Raw genomic sequence first — 17847 nt, forward strand, 5'->3', positions numbered from 1 at the left:
TTCAGGCGCCGCGCCCGGCCGCGCGCGCAGCGGCGCCGAAGCTCGGCCGTTTCGGATCGTACGTCCAGCCCGGCACCAGGTATTGCATCGCCCGTGCGTCGTCGCGTGCGCCGGGCCCGAGGGTTTCGTACAGCGCGTGCGCCTCGAACACGCGCGCCATGTCGAGTTCGATGCCGAGCCCCGGCCGGTCCGGCACGGCCGCGCGTCCGCGCTCGATCGAAAGCGGCTCGCGCGTCAGGCGTTCGTCGGCTTCCTGCCAGATCCAGTGCGTGTCGATCGCGGTGATGGCGCCGGGCGCGGCCGCCGCGACGTGCGTGAACATCGCGAGCGAAATGTCGAAGTGATTGTTCGAATGCGAGCCCCACGTGAGCCCCCATTCGTCGCACAGTTGCGCGACGCGCACCGAGCCCTGCATCGTCCAGAAATGCGGGTCGGCGAGCGGAATGTCCACCGCCTGCAGCAATGCCGCGTGGCCGAGCTGGCGCCAGTCGGTCGCGACCATGTTGGTCGCCGTCGGCACGCCGGTCGCGCGCTTGAACTCGGCCATGATCTCGCGGCCCGAATAGCCGGCCTCCGCGCCGCACGGATCTTCCGCGTACGCGAGCAGATCGCGCCGCCCCTTGCAAAGCGCGATCGCCTCGTCGAGCGACCACGCGCCGTTCGGATCGAGCGTCACGCGCGCGTGCGGAAAACGCGCCTTGATCGCCGCCACCGCTTCCATCTCGTCCTCGCCGTCCATCACGGCGCCCTTCAGCTTGAAGTCGGCGAAGCCGTAGCGATCGGCCGCGGCTTCGGCCAAGCGCGCGATCTGCGCGGGCGTCGTCGCGGCTTCGCGGCGCACGCGCAGCCACGTGTCGCCGCCGTCGGCGCCCGCCGGATACGGCAGATCGGTGTGGCGGCGCTCGCCGACGTAAAACAGGTACGCGAGCATCGGCACCGCGTCGCGCTGCCGGCCCGCGCCGAGCAGGTCGGCGACGGGCGCGCCGACGAACTGCCCGAGCAGGTCGAGCAGCGCCGCTTCGACCGCGGTCACGACGTTGTCCATCCGCAGATTGATCTCGTGCGGCTGCCGCAGCACCGCTGCCTCCGACGCCGACGTCACCTGGTGCACGGTCGCCTGATGCGCGGCGGGGCCGTCGCCCGCGAGCGCGCGGCGAATGTCGGCGAGCACGCCGTTCATGCGGCCGATCGGCTGCTCGACGACGAGCGGCGCCGCGCGCTCCAGCGCGCGGCGAATGCCTTCGCCGCCCGGCACTTCGCCCGCGCCGACATGCCCGGCGTCATCGTTCAGGATCACGATGTTTCGCGTGAAGAACGGCGCGTGCGCGCCGCACAGGTTGAGCAGCATGCTGTCGCGCCCCGCGACGGGAATCACCTGCATCCGCGTGACGCGCGGCGTGCGCGCGCACGCGACGGCTTCGATCATATTGGACGTCATGTCCGATGGCTCCGCTTACGATGCCGGCTTCAGCTCGACGCGCTTGATCTCGCCCACCACGAACAGATAGCAGACGCAAGCGACAAGCGCATGAAGCCCCACGTAGACCAGCGCGCCGTTGAACGAGCCGGTCCGGTTGACGATGTAGCCGATCGCGATCGGCGTCGTGATGCTCGACAGATTGCCGAACGTGTTCATCAGCGCGCCGGACAGGCCCGCGATCTGCTTGGGCGCGGTATCCGAATTGACCGCCCAGCCGAGCGCGCCCATGCCCTTGCCGAAGAACGACAGCGCCATGACCGCGACGACGATCCCCTGCGCGTCGACGTAATTGCACACCACCATGCTGACCGACAGCAGCATCCCGAGCACGATCGGCACCTTGCGCGCGACCGACAGCGACGCGCCGCGCCGCAACAGCGCATCGGAGATGATCCCGCCGAGAATGCCGCCGAGGAAGCCGCACACGGCCGGCACCGACGCGACGAAGCCCGCCTTCAGGATCGACATCCCGCGCGCCTGCACGAGGTACACCGGGAACCATGTGATGAAGAAGTACGTGAGCGCGTTGATGCAATACTGCGCGACGTAGACGCCCATCATCATCCGGTTCCTCAGCAGTTGCCCGATGTAGCCGAGATCGGGGCCTTCCGTCTTCGCGACGCCCGCGCGATCCATGTTGACGAGGCCGCCGCCGTTCTCGATGTATTCGATCTCCGCGCGCGTCATGCGCGGATGATCCTTCGGATCACGTACGAAGAGCCGCCACGCGAACGCCGCCGCGACGCCGATCGCGCCCATCACGATGAATACGTAGTGCCAGCTGAACGTGTGGACGAGCCACGCCATCAGCGGCGCGAAGATCACGGTGGCCGCGTACTGCGCGGAATTGAAGATCGCCGATGCGGTGCCGCGCTCGCTGGCCGGGAACCACGCGGCCACGATCCGGCTGTTGGCCGGAAACGAGGGCGCTTCGGCGGCGCCGACGAGAAAGCGCAGCGCGAACACAACCGCGATCGCGGCCATGCCGGAGAAGAAGCCGATTGCGCCTTGCGCGAACGTGAAGATCGACCACATCAGGATGCTCGCCGCATAAACGCGCCGGGAACCGAAACGATCGAGCAGCCACCCGCCCGGAATCTGCGCGATCACGTACGCCCAGCCGAATGCGGAGAAGATGTAGCCGAGCGACACCGCGTCGATGCCGAGATCCTTTTGCATCGCCGAGCCGGCGATCGAGATCGTCGCGCGGTCCGCGTAGTTGATCGTCGTCACGACGAACAGCATCGCGAGGATCATGAAGCGCACGCGGCTCATGCGCTCGACGCGCGGCGTGCTGTGCGCACCCACGGCGGGGGCTTTGATGTCCATTGTCTCCTCCTTCCGCCGGCGTCCATTATGCGCCGGTCGTTTCAGCGCCGGGCCCGTGCGGCCCGGCTTCGCGCGACTATCGCGTTCAGACCCAGTTTCCGTCGACGAGGCGGCGCAGCCGCAGCGGATTGTCGTCCCGCAGTGCGGGCGGCAGCAGCTCCGCGGGCAGATCCTGATAACAGACGGGCCGCAGGAAGCGCTCGATCGCCGCGGTGCCGACCGACGTCGCGCGCGCATCCGTCGTCGCGGGCCACGGGCCGCCGTGCACCATCGCGTGACAGACTTCGACGCCCGTCGGCCAGCCGTTCGCGACGATGCGGCCCGCCTTGCGTTCGAGCACCGGCAACAGCGCGCGCGCGAGCGGCGCATCGCCCGTATCGAGATGCAGCGTCGCGCTCAACTGGCCGTCGAGCGTCTCGGCGACCGCGCTCAGCTCGGCCGCGTCGCGGCAGCGCACGAGGAGCGCCGTCGCGCCGAAGATCTCGTCGTGCAGCGCGGGCTGCTCGATGAAGTGCCGCGCGTGCGTCTCGAACAAGCCCGCGCGGCCGCGATTCGGCAAGTCGCTCGCGTCGCCGCGCGCGGCGCAACGCACGCCGGCCGCGCCCGCCAGACGCTCGACGCCGCGCACGTACGCCGCGTGGATGCCGGGCGTGAGCATCGGCTGCGCGGCGCTCGTGTCGAGCGCATCGGCGGCCGCGTTCACGAACGCGCCGACGTCGGGGCCGTCGATCGCGAGCAGCAAACCCGGATTCGTGCAGAACTGCCCGGCGCCGAGCGTGAGCGACGCGACGAATTGCCGGCCGAGCGCGCCGCCGCGCTTCGCGAGCGCGTCGGGCAGCAGGAACACCGGGTTGATCGCGCTCAGCTCGCCGTACATCGGAATCGGCTGCGCACGCGATTGTGCGATGCGCAGCAACGCCTGGCCGCCCGCGCGCGAGCCCGTGAAGCCGACCGCCTGAATGCGCGGATCGGCAACGAGCGCCCCCGCGACGTCGTTGTCCGCGTGCACGAGCGAGAACACGCCGGCCGGCAACCCGCACCGCGCGAGCGCCGCGGCGATCGCGCGGCCGACGAGCTCGGACGTGCCCGGATGCGCGGGGTGCGCCTTCACGACGACGGAGCAGCCGGCCGCGAGCGCGGAAGCGGTATCGCCGCCCGCGACCGAGAACGCGAGCGGGAAATTGCTCGCGCCGAACACCGCGACCGGGCCGAGCGCGATGCGCCGCATCCGCAGATCGGCGCGCGGCAGCGGCTTGCGCTCGGGCAGCGCCGAATCGATGCGCGCGCCGAGCGCATCGCCGGCGCGCACGACCGACGCGAACAGCCTCAGCTGATTGCAGGTGCGCGCGCGCTCGCCTTCGAGGCGCGCGCGCGGCAGCGCGGTTTCGGCGGTCGCGCGTTCGATCAGCGGGTCGCCGATCGCCTCGATCTCGGTGGCGATCGCGTCGAGAAACGCGGCGCGCGCATCGGGCGCGGTGTCGCGATACGCGTCGAACGCGGCGGCGGCCCGCTCGCACGCGCGCGCGACGTTCGCGTGCGTCGCGAGCGCGAACGCCGGCTCGAGCGTCGCGCCCGTCGCGGGGTCGATCGCCCGCACCGTGCGCTCGCCGGGTGCGACGCATTCGCCGCCCAGCATCAGCTCGCCGCTCAGAGACATGCTTCCACCTCGGCAACCTCGGCGATCCGCGCGACGAGCGCCGACAGCTCGGCCAGCTCCTCGCCCGTCAAATCTATGAGCGGCGCGCGCACGGGGCCCGCGCCGCGGCCGATCACCTTCATTCCGGCCTTCACGATCGACACCGCATAGCCGCGCTTGCGGTTGCGCAGCGCGATGTACGGCAGAACGAACTGATCGAGCATCGCATACACCTTCGCATGATCCTGCGCGCGCACGGCCGCGTAGAAATCGAGCGCGAAGCGCGGCACGAAATTGAAGATCGCCGACGAGTACGTGGTCACGCCGAGCGTCAGATACGGCAGCGCGAACGTCTCCGCGGTCGGCAGGCCACCGATGTACGTGAATCGATCGCCGAGGCGCGTGTAGATGCGCGTCATCAGCTCGATGTCGCCTACGCCGTCCTTGAAGCCGACGAGGTTCGGGCAGCGCTCGGCGAGGCGTGCGAGCGCGTTTTCGTCGAGCACCTGGTTCGCGCGGTTGTAGACGATCACACCGAGGCGCGTCGCGTTGCAGACCTGCTCGACGTGCGCGGCAACGCCGTCGGCCGACGCCTCCGTCAGATACGGCGGGAACAGCAGGATGCCGTCGGCGCCCGCCGCTTCGGCCGCCTTGCAATAGTCGATCGCCATCGCGGTGCCGTAGCCCGCCGGCGCGATCACGGGCAGACGGCCGCCCGTTTCGGCGAGCGCCGCGCGCACGACGCTATCGACTTCGGCGGGCGTGAGCGAGAAGAACTCGCCCGTGCCGCCCGCGGCGAAGAGGCCAGCGGCGTCGTGGCTGAACAGCCAGCCGAGGTTCGCGCGATAGGCGGCCTCGTCGAACGACAGATCGGGCTTGAAGTGCGTGACCGGGAAAGACAGCAGGCCGGAGCCGATCTGGCGGGCGAATTCGGTGGGCGTGTAGCGTGACATGAGCGTTCGTGCCGGTGCGGCGTGACAAGTGGTGAGCGGATTCTTGCACTGCGAACGATTCAAGTCCAAGATAAGGAATGACTCAATTAATCCATATTTTGAATCGATGTTCGAACTCAGCCAGCTTCGCTGCTTCGTCGCGGTCGCCGAGGAACTGCACTTCGGGCGCGCGGCCGAGCGCCTGCACATGACGCAGCCGCCGTTGTCCCGGCAGGTGCGCCTGCTCGAGCACCAGATCGGCACCGAGCTGCTCGAGCGCACGAGCCGATCGGTGAAGCTGACGGCGGCCGGACGCGGCTTCCTGCCCGATGCGGCCCGCATTCTGCGGCTCGCCGACGAAGCGGCGGCAACCGCGCGCCGCGTCGCGACGGGCGCGGCGGGCACGCTCGCGATCGGCTTCACCGCGTCGGTCGGCTACGGTCTCTTGCCGTCGCTCGTGAGCGCGGTGCGCGCGGCGTCGCCGGACGTGCGGCTGACGCTCAAGGAGATGGTGAGCGGCGCGCAGCTCGAAGCGCTCGATGCGCGGCTGATCGACGTCGGGCTGTTGCGCCCGCCCGTCGAGCACGGCGAGCTCGCGTCGATACCGTGCGTGCGCGAGGCGCTCGTGCTCGCACTGCCGGAAGCGGTGGCCGATGCGTGGCCGAAGCGCCCGGCGCTGCGCGACTGCGAAGGCAAGCCGCTCCTGATGTATTCGCCGTACGAGGCGCGCTATTTTCACCAGTTGGTGAGCGGGTTGCTCGAGCGCGCCGAGGTGCTGCCCGACATCGTCGAATACGTGAGCCAGATTCATTCGATGCTGGCGCTGGTGCGCGCGGGCATCGGCGCCGCGCTGATTCCGGCGGCCGCGTCGATGCTGCACTTCGAAGGGGTCGTCTACCGGCCGGTGCGCACGACGCCCGCGAAACCCGTCGAACTGACGCTCGCGTATCGCAAGGACAACGACAATCCCGCGTTCCGCGCGCTGAAGGACGTGTTGCGCAAGTCGCTCGCCGAAAGGCGCTGACGGATTACGCGCCTGCGCAGCCGGGCGTCCTGCGATGGAGCGAAGAGCCGGTGGCGCGCGTGCGAAATACGTCGTTTCGCACGCAACGCGATTAACAAATCCTTAGGGAAACTGACGTTGCCTCAAACCGAAGAAACGCGAGGCAACGGCGCAAACCGCCGCTCGCGGCGCACGCCTTCGCCGCGACGAGCGCGGCATCACACGGGCCACAGCGGCCCTTCCTGCATCGCGCCGATCTGCTCGCGCAACTCGAGCACGCGCGCTTCCCAATAGCGATGCGTGTTGAACCACGGAAACGCGGCCGGAAACGCGGGATCGTCCCAGCGACGCGCGAGCCATGCCGCGTAATGAATGAGCCGCAACGTGCGCAGCGCCTCGATCAGATGCAGCTCGCGCGGATCGAATTCGCAAAAGTCCTCGTAGCCCGCGAGCAGTTCGGCGAGCGCGTGCGACGCGCCCGGCCGGTCGCCCGGCAGCAGCAGCCACAAATCCTGCACGGCGGGCGCCATCCGGCTGTCGTCGAAGTCGACGAAGTGCGGGCCCGCGTCGGTCCACAGCACGTTGCTCGGATGGCAGTCGCCATGCGCACGCAGCATCCGCACGTCGCCCGCTCGCTCGTACGCGTGCGCGACGCCCTCCAGCGCGAGCGTGACCGCCGCTTCGTAAGCAGGCCGAACGTCTTCCGGCACGAAGTCGTGCGACAGCAGGAAATCGCGCGGCTCGTAGCCGAACGTGTGAATGTCGAGCGTCGGCCGCGCGACATACGGCTTCGTCGCGCCGACCGCGTGAATGCGCCCGATGAAGCGGCCGAGCCATTCGAGCGTGTCGCGGCGATCGAGCTCCGGCGCGCGGCCGCCGCGCCGCTCGAAGATCGCGAAACGAAAGCCCTCGAATTCGTGCAGCGTGCGGCCGTCGAACGCGAGCGCCGGCACGGCCGGGATCTCGCGCGCCGCGAGTTCGGCGACGAACGCGTGCTCTTCGAGGATCGCGTCGCTCGACCAGCGATGCGGACGATAGAACTTCGCGACGATCGGCGGGCCGTCCTCAATGCCCGCCTGATAGACGCGGTTTTCGTAGCTGTTGAGCGCGAGCAGGCGCCCGTCGGTGCGCGAGCCGGCGGGGATCAGCACGCTGTCGAGCGCGTCGAGCACGCGCTCGGGCGTGAGGCCTGCAAAAGGCAAGCCGGCGCTTGCGCCGGCTGCGTTGGAATCGGAAGTGGCGTCGTTCATGCCCCGCATTGTGCCGCGCGCGAGGCCGAAAGACGAGCGGTCAGTGCAGCGCCGCGCCCGCGGGGAGCACGGATTCGCCGGTGTCGATCAGATCCTCGAGAAAGAACGGCTCGGTATTGAGCTCCTTGGATTCGCCCGGCACGCCCGCGTACCAGGTCACCATCGCCATGTCCCCCAAGATGCGCTGGACGATGCCGCGCGCGCCCTTCGGCACGGCAATGTGGGTGGTGCAGACAATCGAACCGACATGCATGATGTTTCCCCGCTTTCAAAGCCGGCCGCGTGCTGCCCGGCCGGAAATACCCGAATTGCGCATCCGCGCGACGACGGCGGCGCGTATCCCATTGTTCACCGCTCATGGAATCGCGAAGGCGCGAGCTGGCGGCAAGAGCGCCGCCAATTCGCGGGATGCGTCGATCCCGTCGCCGCGACGCGCCGCTTTTGCGGCAGCGTCGCTCCATCATACCCTGACGCACATGGCCGACATCCGATGATTCATTCGGAAGTGCGGCCAAAAGCCAACGCGTCGTCTGACGAAACGACGCCGGGTGCGCAACCGGCGTATCGTTGAGGTTTGCTTCAGACGGAGACTCAGCGTGACTGTATCATCCGGCGCGCCGCGGCCCGCCGCCGGCGCGTGTCAGGCCGACGCGCGCGCCGCCGCGAACGCGCCGTGCGCATCGCCCGCGCCGTATCTCGAACGCGGCTCGCGCAACTACTGGCGCGCGAGCGTCGCGCTGCTGTTCGCCGGCTACGCGACGTTCTCGCTCCTCTACTACGTGCAGCCGCTCCTGCCCGAGTTCTCCAAGACGTTCGGCGTGAGCCCCGCGCAAAGCAGTCTCGCGCTGTCGTTCGCCACGGCCGCGCTCGCGGCCGCGGTGTTCGTCGCGGGCTTCGTGTCCGAAGCGCTCAGCCGCCACAAGCTGATGACGGCGTCGCTCACCGCATCGTCGCTTCTCACGCTCGCCGCCGCGTTCGCGCCGCACTGGCATCAGTTGCTGATCCTGCGCGCGCTGACGGGGCTCGCGCTCGGCGGCGTGCCCGCCGTCGCGATGGCGTATCTCGCGGAAGAAGTGCATCCGGACGGCCTCGGGCTCGCGATGGGGCTCTACGTCGGCGGCACGGCGATCGGCGGGATGGCGGGCCGCGTGATCACGGGCATCCTCACCGGCCTGTTCTCGTGGCGCATCGCGGTCGGCGCGATCGGCGTGCTCGGCCTCGCGTCGATGCTCGCGTTCCGAGCGCTGTTGCCGCCGTCGCGACACTTCACCCCGCACCGCGGCCTGAACCTCGCGCATCACCGCGCATCGCTCGCGCATCATCTCGGCAAGGGGCGTGAGCTGCCCGTGCTGTTCGCGATGGCGTTCGTGCTGATGGGCAGCTTCGTCACGCTCTACAACTACATCGGCTACCGGCTGCTCGCGCCGCCGTATTCGATGGGGCAAGCGACGATCAGCGCGATCTTCGTCGTCTATCTGGTGGGTGTCGTCGCATCGCCGTCGTCGGGGCGGCTCGCCGATACGCTCGGCCGCGGCCGCGTGCTGATCGCGAGCCTCGCCGTGATGCTCGCGGGCGTCGCGCTGACGCTGCTGCATCCTGTCGCCGCGATCGCCGCGGGCATCGCGTGCGTGACGTTCGGCTTCTTCGCGGGCCACGCGGTCGCGAGCGGCTGGGTCGGCCGGCTCGCGCAGCACGGCAAGGGCCAGGCCGCGGCGCTCTACCTGCTCGCGTACTACCTCGGCTCGAGCGTCGTCGGTTCGCTCGGCGGACGCTTCTGGAGCGCGCTCGGTTGGCCGGGCGTCGCGTCGCTCGTCGGCGTGCTGCTCGCGCTCGGCATTCTTGCTGCGGCGTGGCTGCGTGCGCGCGAACGCGCCGGGGCCGCCTGAGCGCACGACATCGCCGACGCGATGCCAAACCACGCGTCGGCACGTTACCTTTGACGCTATCGCAATTTTCGCTCGCAGGCTTTGCGATGAAGCCCTCGTTGCCCGCCCGCGCCGTATCGAAGCCGTCTATCGCACGGCTGCCGCGCGCGTGCGCGCATCGTCCGCCTGCCGCTCCGCCGCTCGTCGGCGTGCCGCCGCCTCCGGCTGCGTTGCTCGGCTAAACGCCGCGCAACCTCTTTCGCTCGCCGTTCGCCGCTGATCGAACCGTTCCGTGCATTGGCGCGCGGCGTGTTCGCGTGCGCACGCAACCGGAGCGTACCGATTCGATCGACAAGTGGGCTTCAGATGGCCTCAATCAGACCCGCGCTTGCGGCACATGGGGCGACGTCGCTGTTCGTGCTGCCTTGGAGCAGCGGAGCGATCTTCGACGGACTCGGCCTGCGGCATGCGTGCGCGTTCGCTTTCCTGATCGCGGGCTTCGCGCTCGTGTTGCTCGTGTTGCTCGTGTTGCTCCTGCTGCTCCTGCTGCTCCTGCTGCTCCTGCTGCTCCTGCTGCTCCTGCTGCTCCTGCTGCTCCTGCTGCTCCTGCTGTCGCTCGCGCGACGCCGCTGGCTGTCGCCGCCCGGCGCGCGGCTCGCGACCGTCGCAACAAGGCTGCTGCTCACGAGCGACTATTCGATCCTGTCTACTCGCACGCGAACGCGGGCTCGCGCCCGGCATACTCGCGACGATACTCGGCGTGCAGCCGATCCTCACGCTCGTCGCGCTCCAACGCCGGGCATCGGGCGTGCGTCTCGCGGGGCTCGCGCTCACTCCGATCGGCCTGAGCCTCGTCGTCCACCGCGGCATCGCTGGCGGCGACACGCCAGCATCCGGCACTGCATGCCGAGCTCTGCGCGTTGCTCGCGATCCCGACGGGCGCGCTGCGGCAAAAACGCGCGCGCGGCGCCGATCGACGCGCCGCCGCAGCGGAACGCAGCCGGCCGTGGGCTTTGTGCGCTGATCGCGCCGTTCGAGCCGCTCTCGTCCGAAGCGAGCTAGTCGCTCTCGCGGCCGCTCGCGTGGTTCGGCATCCTGATCTCGGTGTTCACGCAATTACTGTTCTGGCGGCTGATGCAACACGGCGATCTCGTCAACGTGACGAGTCTCTTCTACCTCGTACCGGTCGTGACCGCGCCGATGAATACGGCGTGGCGCGGCAATCGCCGCGCGCCCTTCGAGATGGTCGGCGCGGTCGCGATTCTCGCCGGGCTTGCGCTCGTGTTCCGGCGCCCCGCGCACGCGTGACGACGGCATGAAGACAAGCACCCGCACTGCAGCATGCGGGCGCCTTTCTCATGGCATCGCAACACAAGAAAGCATTCAGAAAGCAATTACGAAAGCATATCGTCGGATTGTTTGCGACAAACGGAGCAATCTGCGCTTTTTCGTCGCGCTGCGAAGCTTCGGATAACCAAAAAACGCCGGCCGTTTCCTATACTCGAAACAACCGGCCGCCCAGCAGGCGGCCGGATCGGATAAGAAAGGAGACACGCATGTCGACTTATTTCACGATTGGCGACTTCATCCTGCTGATCCCGATGGCGCTCGCCGGCGCGCTGTTCCTCGGCGCGGTCCCGTGCGCGACCGAATTCCGTCACAACGTGCTGCGCGTGCTCGGCGCGATGCTCGGCGTGGCCGTGGCCGTGCTGCTCGTCGAAGGGCTCCCTGCGCTGATCTAGCTGTCGCGCTCGCACCGCTTTCGGCGCGCCGAAAGCGGGCGGCAGGCGCATCGTCAGGATGACTACCGATCAGATCGCCTGATCGGTGGACGGCTTTTCCCACAAGTTGATCCCGCCTTCCGTCGCATGGCGGTCGATCTCGGCGATCTCATCGTCACTGAACGCGAGCTTGCCGAGCGCCGCGACGTTCTCGCGCACCTGCTCCGCGCGGCTCGCGCCGATCAGCGCGGAACTCACGCGCGAATCGCGCAGCACCCAAGCGAGCGCCATCTGCGCGAGACTCTGGCCGCGCCGCTGCGCGATCTCGTTCAGCTTGCGCACGTGCCCGAGGTTCTCCGCGCTCAGGTGATCCGCCTTCAGCGATCCGCCGCCCGGCTTGTTGACCCGCGCATCGGCCGGCACGCCGTTCAGATACTTCGACGTCAGGAGCCCTTGCGCGAGCGGCGTGAACGCGATGCAGCCGGAGCCCGTCTCGTCGAGCGCGTCGAGCAGCTCGCGCTCGACCCACCGATTGAGCATGTTGTACGCGGGCTGGTGAATCAGGAGCGGCACCTTGTATTCGGCGAGCAGTTTCGCGATCTCGCGCGTCTTCGCCGCCGAATACGACGAGATCCCGACGTAGAGCGCCTTGCCCTGCTGCACGGCCGCGGCCAGCGCGCTTGCGGTTTCCTCGAGCGGCGTGTGCGCGTCGAAGCGGTGCGAGTAGAAAATGTCGACGTAGTCGAGCCCCATGCGCTGCAGGCTCTGATCGAGACTCGCGAGCACGTACTTGCGCGAGCCGCCGCCGCTGCCGTACGGGCCGGGCCACATGTCCCAGCCGGCCTTCGTCGAGATCAGCAGCTCGTCGCGATACGGCTTGAAATCCTCGCGCAACAGACGCCCGAAGTTGATTTCCGCGCTGCCGTAAGGCGGTCCGTAGTTGTTCGCGAGATCGAAATGCGTGATGCCGAGATCGAATGCGGTGCGCAGGATCTCGCGCTGCGTCGAGATCGGCGTCGTGTCGCCGAAGTTGTGCCACAAGCCGAGCGAAAGCGCCGGCAGTTTGAGCCCGGATTTTCCGCATACGCGATACTGCATGTCCGCATAGCGTTCGGAAGCTGCTTCGTAGGCCATCTGAATTCCCATCGAGACGTTGAACGAGGCCGGTGCGACCCGGCCGGACGAACCTCAGCGGGCCATGTTAGCCAACGATCGCGAATCGTGCAGCAACACGCGCCGCGATGGACGCAGCGGCGGCGCTCCCCTACACTGCGGCGTCTTCACCATCCGTTTCAGCGAGGATTTTCATGACCCGAGCGATTTCCGTTGCGCTCATCGTCGGCGGCGTCGTGCTGCTGTATTTCGGCGGCCAGTCGTTCCATTCGATCAACGACGGCGTCGCGCGCTTCTTCACCGGCTCGCCTTCGACGAAAACGATCATGCTGATCGCAGGCGGCGTCGTCGCAACGCTCATCGGGCTGATCGGCGTGTCGATGCCGAGCGGCAGGCGCTGACGCGCCCGCGCATTTCGTCTCGCCCCCCAAAAACAAAGCGGGCGGCGCGCATGCGTGCCGCCCGCTTCTTTCGATCATCGTCGGCTTGCACGCGCCGCGAAGTCGCGCACGTTTCATCGCGCATCGAACGAAGCGCGACACGCGACGCATCGCGAATCGCGAATCGCGCCGCATCCCGCCGGCGCGCGCGACGAACTAGAAGCGCACTTCCGGCGTCGACGCCGAGCGCGAGCCCGGCATCGGCCGGTTGCTGTCGCCGTGGTACGTGAACACGAGCGAGAACTTCACCTGATCGGTGCGGTTCTGCCCCGCTGAATGCAGCGTGTTGCAATGAAAGAACACCACGTCGCCCGCGGCGAGCTCCGGGCACACCGCCTGCTCGATCAGTCGCCGGTTCCCCGGCACGTCGCTGCGGAAGAACTTCGCTTCGTCGAAGCGCTCCGGCCCGAATTCCTCGCCATGCGAGCCCGGCACGAGCCACAGCGCGCCGTTCTCGTTCGTCTCCGGCCCGAGCGCGAGCCACACGGACACGAGGTCCGGACGCTCGAACGACCAGTAACGGACATCGCGATGCCAGCCGGTCAGGCTGCCGTACGCCGGATGCTTCGTCATCACGCAATTGTGATGCGCGCGCGAGAGCACCGGCGTTTCGCCGAAGTACGCGCGCATCCACGCGGCGATCTCGGGCGCCGTCGCGCGCTCGGCGAACGCTTCGTCGCGCGCGTACGCGTCGAGCAGGCGCCGCACCGTGTGGCCGCCCGGCGCGTGTCGCGATTCGGGCGCGCCCGGATAGCGCAAGTCCGCTTCGAATTCGAGCGGCTGCGCCGCCTCGTGCAGCTGACGCTCGGCGATCGCCTTCAACTGCGCGCACCGCTCGGGCGCGACGAGCCCCGGTGCGACAACGAAGCCGCGCGCGCGCAGCGTCTGGACCTGCGTGTGAATCAACTCCGGGTGCAAGGAAGACATGGGAAGTTCGACATGATTGTTATCAACGATCGATTGTAAAGCCGGCCTGTGCGACATGCTCGGCAACGATGCCGCGAAGTGAAAAACAGCGCGCAATCGCTGCGGCGAATTTGATGTAACGCAAAGGAACTGTCGGGCGCGCGCACGTCACTAACTACGGCCGCCCGGATGCGATGTGCCCGACGCACAAGGGTTAGCGCGACTTTCTGGCGTCACGAATCGCCTGTAGTCTCGACGCACCTGCTAGTTTTCGCGGGCAGCGGCGCACCGATGCCTTCGGTACGATGGGTTCGACCCTTGCCGCACAACGGCCGTTTTGACATTCGCGCCCTGAAATGGACGCAATCTACGAGCGAATTACTTTCGTCATGCCTTTCCGACTGACTTCCCGTCTTCACCGCACCCCGAAGAGCATGCCGTCGACGCCGCCGCGAATCGTGCGCGCGTTGCGCCACCACAGCGCGCGGGCGAGCGTGCTCGCCGAGCGCGCACGCCAGCACCAGCCGCGGCTCGATGGTCTGCGCGCATGGCTGCATGCATTCCTGTCGCTGATGAGCGCCCATGCTGCGGCGCGGCGCATCGCGCTGCGCTCGCTGCTGCAAAAGCCGTCGCTGCGGCTGCGCGCGCCGTCGCTGCATCGCGCAAGCGCCGCGCCGCGCCGGATCAACCGGCCGCGCCGCCTCGCGGCGAGCACCGGCTGGTTCGTGTTCGCCGCGCGCTGAGCGCGACACGCGCGCGGCAATTCGCCGCGCCCGCGCGCGCATCGTGCATGCCCGGCGAACGCGAACGGCACCGGCGCGCAACGCGCGCGAAGCCGATGCAGAACCGAAATAAAAAACCCCGGCCAAGGCCGGGGTTTTCGTTTGCCGTCGGGAACGTGCGTTGCGTCAGGCGACCTGCACGGCCGGCTCGACGCCAGCCGCTTCGGCGAGCGCGAGCGCCTTGTCGGCGGCTTCCCACGAGAACTCCGGCTCTTCGCGGCCGAAGTGGCCGTAGGCGGCGGTCTTCTCGTAGATCGGACGCAGCAGGTCGAGCATCTGGATGATGCCCTTCGGACGCAGATCGAAATGCTCGCGCACGAGCTTCGTGATCGTCTCGTCAGACACGCGGCCCGTGCCGAACGTGTTGACCATCACCGAGGTCGGCTCTGCCACGCCGATCGCGTACGACACCTGGATCAGCGCGCGCGACGCGAGGCCCGCGGCGACGATGTTCTTCGCGACGTAGCGGCCCGCGTAAGCGGCCGAGCGGTCGACCTTCGACGGGTCCTTGCCCGAGAACGCGCCGCCGCCGTGCGGCGCTGCGCCGCCGTACGTGTCGACGATGATCTTGCGGCCCGTCAGCCCGCAATCGCCTTGCGGCCCGCCGATCACGAAGCGACCGGTCGGGTTCACGAGGAACTTGATGTCGCCCTTGATCAGGTCGGCGGGCAGCGTCGGCTTGATGATCTCCTCGATCACCGCTTCGCGCAGCGCGGGCAGTTCGATGTCCGGCGCGTGCTGCGTCGACAGCACGACGGTATCGATCGAGTGCGGCTTGCCGTCGACATAGCGAACCGTCACCTGCGACTTCGCGTCCGGACGCAGCCACGGCAGGCGGCCATCGCGGCGCAGGTTCGCCTGGCGCTCGACGAGGCGGTGCGACAGGTGGATCGGCAGCGGCATCAGCTCGGGCGTTTCGTCGCACGCGTAGCCGAACATCAGGCCCTGGTCGCCGGCGCCTTGATCGAGGTTGTCGTCATGCGCGCGGTCGACGCCCTGCGCGATGTCGGGCGATTGCTTGTCGTACGCGACGAGCACCGCGCAGCCGCGGTAGTCGATGCCGTAATCGGTGTTGTCGTAGCCGATGCGCTTGATCGTGTCGCGTGCGATCTGGATGTAGTCGATGTTCGCGGTCGTGGTGATTTCACCGGCCAGCACGACGAGGCCGGTGTTGCACAGCGTCTCGGCTGCGACACGGGAGTACTTGTCCTGCGCGAGGATGGCGTCGAGGATCGCGTCGGAGATTTGGTCCGCGACCTTGTCCGGATGGCCTTCGGATACGGATTCGGACGTAAAGAGATAATCGTTTGCCACGTTCTCAGGCTCCTGTTGTGGTTACGGTTGAAGTTCACGTAGCCAGCTTCCAGAGGCCCGAAGCGGCGACGCTTTAGCGGATTTCCTGCACCGTGAGCGCTCATAGCGCCCGCCGGCTTCGCCCCGCAAGTTGTCAGTTAACTCGGCGAAGCCCGTATTATAGCGGCTTTCTCGAATTGTTACAGAGCGTCGATCGTGCTGCTCCTTCCGCTGTCCTTCAACCCTGCTTTCATCGCGCCGGCCGTCCGGATCGACGGAGGATTCGCATGCTAGGCCGTCTCGGCACACAGCTCGCCGTCGCGTTTCTCAAATTCCTCGCGATCCTGCCCTACGGCTTGACCGCGCGCCTGGGCGACGGCCTTGGCTGGCTGCTCTATCGAATCCCCAGCCGGCGAAAGCGCATCGTACACATCAATTTGAAACTTTGCTTCCCGAATTGGAGCGACGCTCGCCGCGAGGAGGTGGCCGGCCTGCACTTCCGGCACGCGATCCGCAGCTACGTCGAGCGCAGCGTCCAGTGGTTCGGCTCCGCGAAAAAGCTCGAAAAGTTGATCCAGGTCGACAGCGCGATCGATCTCACCGATCCGGGCCTGCCGCCGACGCTCTTCCTCGGCCTGCACTTCGTCGGCATCGAGGCGGGCTCGATCTGGCTGAACCGGTCGCTGCAACGCCGCTGCGGGTCGCTGTACCAGCCGTTCTCGAACCCGGCGCTCGAAGCCGTCGCCAAGGCCGCGCGCGGCCGCTTCGACGCCGAGATGGTCGGCCGCGCCGACAGCGCGCGCGTCGTGCTGCGCTGGCTGCGCGACCGCAAGCCGGTGATGCTCGGCGCCGACATGGACTACGGCCTGCGCAACTCGACGTTCGTGCCGTTCTTCGGCGTGCCCGCGTGCACGCTGACCGCGGTCGGCCGGCTCGCGAAGACGGGCCATGCGCAGGTGGTGCCGTTCATCGGCGAAGTGCTGCCCAATTACCAGGGTTATCGGCTGAAAGTCTTCAAACCTTGGGAAAATTATCCGACGGGCGACGACGATCTCGACGCGCGCCGGATGAACGCGTTCCTCGAGGAGCAGATTCCGCTCATGCCCGAGCAGTACTACTGGGTGCACAAGCGCTTCAAGACGCGCCCGCCCGGCGAGCCGGGCTTCTATTGACTCCGCCGCCGCGGCGTACCCCCGGCATACAATAGCGCCCATGAAACTCTCGTTCACCAAGATGCACGGCGCGGGCAACGACTTCGTCGTGCTCGACGGCTACACCCGCGCGCTGCCCCCGCTCTCCGACGCGCAGGTGCGCGCGCTCGCCGACCGCCACTTCGGGATCGGCGCCGATCAACTGCTGCTCGTCGAAAAGCCCACCGTCGAAGGCGCCGACTTCAAGTACCGGATCTTCAATTGCGACGGCGGCGAGGTCGAGCACTGCGGCAACGGCGCGCGCTGCTTCGTCAAGTTCGTCCGCGACCACGGGCTCACCGACAAGGCGAGCGTGCGCGTCGAAGTGAAGCACGGCGTGATCACGTTGACGATGCAGGCCAACGGCGAGGTCGTCGTCGACATGGGCGCGCCCGTGTTCGAACCGGCCCGCGTGCCGTTCGACGCAAGCGGCCTCGACGGCCGCCGCGAAGGCGCCGACACACTCTGGCCGCTGCCCGTGAACGGTGCGACGCGCTGGATCTCGGTCGTGTCGATGGGCAATCCGCACGCGGTGCAGATCGTCGACGACGCCGAGGCGTTCCCGGTCGGCGTCGACGGCCCCGCGATCGAGCGCCATCCGCGCTTTGCGCAACGCGTGAACGCGGGCTTCATGCAGATCGTGTCGCGCCGCGAAGTGAACCTGCGCGTCTACGAGCGCGGCGCGGGCGAGACGCTCGCGTGCGGCACGGGCGCGTGCGCGGCGGTCGCGGCGGGCATCCGGCGCGGGCAACTCGATTCGCCCGTCACGGTCCATACGCATGGCGGCACGCTGACGATTTCGTGGGACGGCGCGCGCGACGAAAGCGCGCCGCTGTTGATGGCCGGCCCCGCGACGACCGTCTTCGAAGGCGTGATCGACCTGCCCGTCCGATCTCCTGTTGTCTGA

Annotated in this window: 17 protein-coding genes and 1 pseudogene; 9 read left to right on the forward strand and 9 right to left on the reverse strand. The window is 68.1% G+C overall.

Going from position 1 to position 17847, the window contains the following annotated elements; genetic code table 11:
- Position 1: 1 nt before the first annotated feature.
- The 4 genes from WT60_RS19510 to kdgD all read right to left on the reverse strand — a co-directional run bounded on the left by WT60_RS19510 (position 2) and on the right by kdgD (position 5398).
- On the reverse strand, positions 2 to 1438 hold the full coding sequence (locus tag WT60_RS19510; RefSeq protein WP_060355794.1) for an enolase C-terminal domain-like protein: 1437 nt from the start codon (positions 1436 to 1438) through the stop codon (positions 2 to 4).
- Between the two features lie 15 nt (positions 1439 to 1453).
- Complete coding sequence (locus tag WT60_RS19515; RefSeq protein WP_060355793.1) at positions 1454 to 2809, reverse strand: MFS transporter; 1356 nt, start codon at positions 2807 to 2809, stop codon at positions 1454 to 1456.
- 85 nt (positions 2810 to 2894) lie between these two features.
- Complete coding sequence (locus WT60_RS19520) at positions 2895 to 4466, reverse strand: aldehyde dehydrogenase (NADP(+)) (RefSeq protein ID WP_060355792.1); 1572 nt, start codon at positions 4464 to 4466, stop codon at positions 2895 to 2897.
- Positions 4457 to 5398: a 5-dehydro-4-deoxyglucarate dehydratase gene (kdgD, locus tag WT60_RS19525; protein ID WP_038748541.1), complete on the reverse strand. Its 942-nt coding sequence runs from the start codon at positions 5396 to 5398 to the stop codon at positions 4457 to 4459. The genes WT60_RS19520 and kdgD overlap by 10 nt, the downstream gene beginning before the upstream one ends.
- A gap of 106 nt (positions 5399 to 5504) precedes the next feature.
- Between kdgD and WT60_RS19530 the strand changes: the two genes are divergently transcribed.
- Positions 5505 to 6401, forward strand: a complete 897-nt coding sequence (locus WT60_RS19530) for a LysR substrate-binding domain-containing protein (protein ID WP_060355791.1) — start codon at positions 5505 to 5507, stop codon at positions 6399 to 6401.
- A gap of 197 nt (positions 6402 to 6598) precedes the next feature.
- Here the strand turns inward: WT60_RS19530 and WT60_RS19535 are convergent, their stop codons facing one another.
- The gene (locus WT60_RS19535; protein ID WP_059583791.1) at positions 6599 to 7630 is read right to left on the reverse strand and encodes a serine/threonine protein kinase; all 1032 of its coding nucleotides are present in this window, start codon (positions 7628 to 7630) and stop codon (positions 6599 to 6601) included.
- Between the two features lie 40 nt (positions 7631 to 7670).
- Positions 7671 to 7883, reverse strand: a complete 213-nt coding sequence (locus WT60_RS19540) for a hypothetical protein (protein ID WP_004198969.1) — start codon at positions 7881 to 7883, stop codon at positions 7671 to 7673.
- On the opposite strand from WT60_RS19540, the gene WT60_RS34575 reads away from it, so the two are divergent.
- From WT60_RS34575 to WT60_RS19560, 4 genes and pseudogenes are all read left to right on the forward strand, one after another.
- Positions 7882 to 8124: a hypothetical protein gene (locus WT60_RS34575; RefSeq protein WP_186448595.1), complete on the forward strand. Its 243-nt coding sequence runs from the start codon at positions 7882 to 7884 to the stop codon at positions 8122 to 8124. The genes WT60_RS19540 and WT60_RS34575 overlap by 2 nt on opposite strands.
- Before the next feature lie 102 nt (positions 8125 to 8226).
- Positions 8227 to 9516 carry an MFS transporter gene (locus tag WT60_RS19545; protein ID WP_059643373.1) on the forward strand — a complete coding sequence of 430 codons (1290 nt, stop codon included), beginning with the start codon at positions 8227 to 8229 and terminating at the stop codon, positions 9514 to 9516.
- Positions 9517 to 9861: 345 nt separating this feature from the next.
- Positions 9862 to 10803, forward strand: a pseudogene (locus WT60_RS19550) (DMT family transporter).
- A gap of 248 nt (positions 10804 to 11051) precedes the next feature.
- Positions 11052 to 11237 carry a hypothetical protein gene (locus WT60_RS19560; protein ID WP_038748546.1) on the forward strand — a complete coding sequence of 62 codons (186 nt, stop codon included), beginning with the start codon at positions 11052 to 11054 and terminating at the stop codon, positions 11235 to 11237.
- Between the two features lie 69 nt (positions 11238 to 11306).
- On the opposite strand, the gene mgrA is transcribed toward WT60_RS19560, so the two are convergent.
- Positions 11307 to 12350 carry an L-glyceraldehyde 3-phosphate reductase gene (gene mgrA, locus WT60_RS19565; RefSeq protein ID WP_038748547.1) on the reverse strand — a complete coding sequence of 348 codons (1044 nt, stop codon included), beginning with the start codon at positions 12348 to 12350 and terminating at the stop codon, positions 11307 to 11309.
- A gap of 173 nt (positions 12351 to 12523) precedes the next feature.
- Here mgrA and WT60_RS19570 point away from each other — a divergent pair, with 173 nt between their 5' ends.
- Positions 12524 to 12730 carry a DUF3185 family protein gene (locus WT60_RS19570; RefSeq protein ID WP_038748548.1) on the forward strand — a complete coding sequence of 69 codons (207 nt, stop codon included), beginning with the start codon at positions 12524 to 12526 and terminating at the stop codon, positions 12728 to 12730.
- Positions 12731 to 12925: 195 nt separating this feature from the next.
- On the opposite strand, the gene WT60_RS19575 is transcribed toward WT60_RS19570, so the two are convergent.
- Complete coding sequence (locus WT60_RS19575; protein WP_038748549.1) at positions 12926 to 13696, reverse strand: phytanoyl-CoA dioxygenase family protein; 771 nt, start codon at positions 13694 to 13696, stop codon at positions 12926 to 12928.
- Positions 13697 to 14064: 368 nt separating this feature from the next.
- On the opposite strand from WT60_RS19575, the gene WT60_RS19580 reads away from it, so the two are divergent.
- Positions 14065 to 14418 carry a hypothetical protein gene (locus tag WT60_RS19580; RefSeq protein ID WP_060355834.1) on the forward strand — a complete coding sequence of 118 codons (354 nt, stop codon included), beginning with the start codon at positions 14065 to 14067 and terminating at the stop codon, positions 14416 to 14418.
- A gap of 165 nt (positions 14419 to 14583) precedes the next feature.
- On the opposite strand, the gene metK is transcribed toward WT60_RS19580, so the two are convergent.
- Entirely contained in the window at positions 14584 to 15771 is a 1188-nt protein-coding gene (gene metK / locus WT60_RS19585; RefSeq protein WP_038748550.1) for a methionine adenosyltransferase, read from the reverse strand.
- Between the two features lie 266 nt (positions 15772 to 16037).
- Between metK and WT60_RS19590 the strand changes: the two genes are divergently transcribed.
- Both WT60_RS19590 and dapF read left to right on the forward strand, forming a co-directional pair.
- Complete coding sequence (locus tag WT60_RS19590; RefSeq protein ID WP_038748551.1) at positions 16038 to 16922, forward strand: lipid A biosynthesis lauroyl acyltransferase; 885 nt, start codon at positions 16038 to 16040, stop codon at positions 16920 to 16922.
- Positions 16923 to 16962: 40 nt separating this feature from the next.
- Positions 16963 to 17847: a diaminopimelate epimerase gene (gene dapF, locus WT60_RS19595; RefSeq protein ID WP_059583784.1), complete on the forward strand. Its 885-nt coding sequence runs from the start codon at positions 16963 to 16965 to the stop codon at positions 17845 to 17847.

Source organism: Burkholderia sp. MSMB617WGS (assembly GCF_001532025.2).
GTDB classification, from domain to species: Bacteria; Pseudomonadota; Gammaproteobacteria; order Burkholderiales; family Burkholderiaceae; genus Burkholderia; species Burkholderia savannae.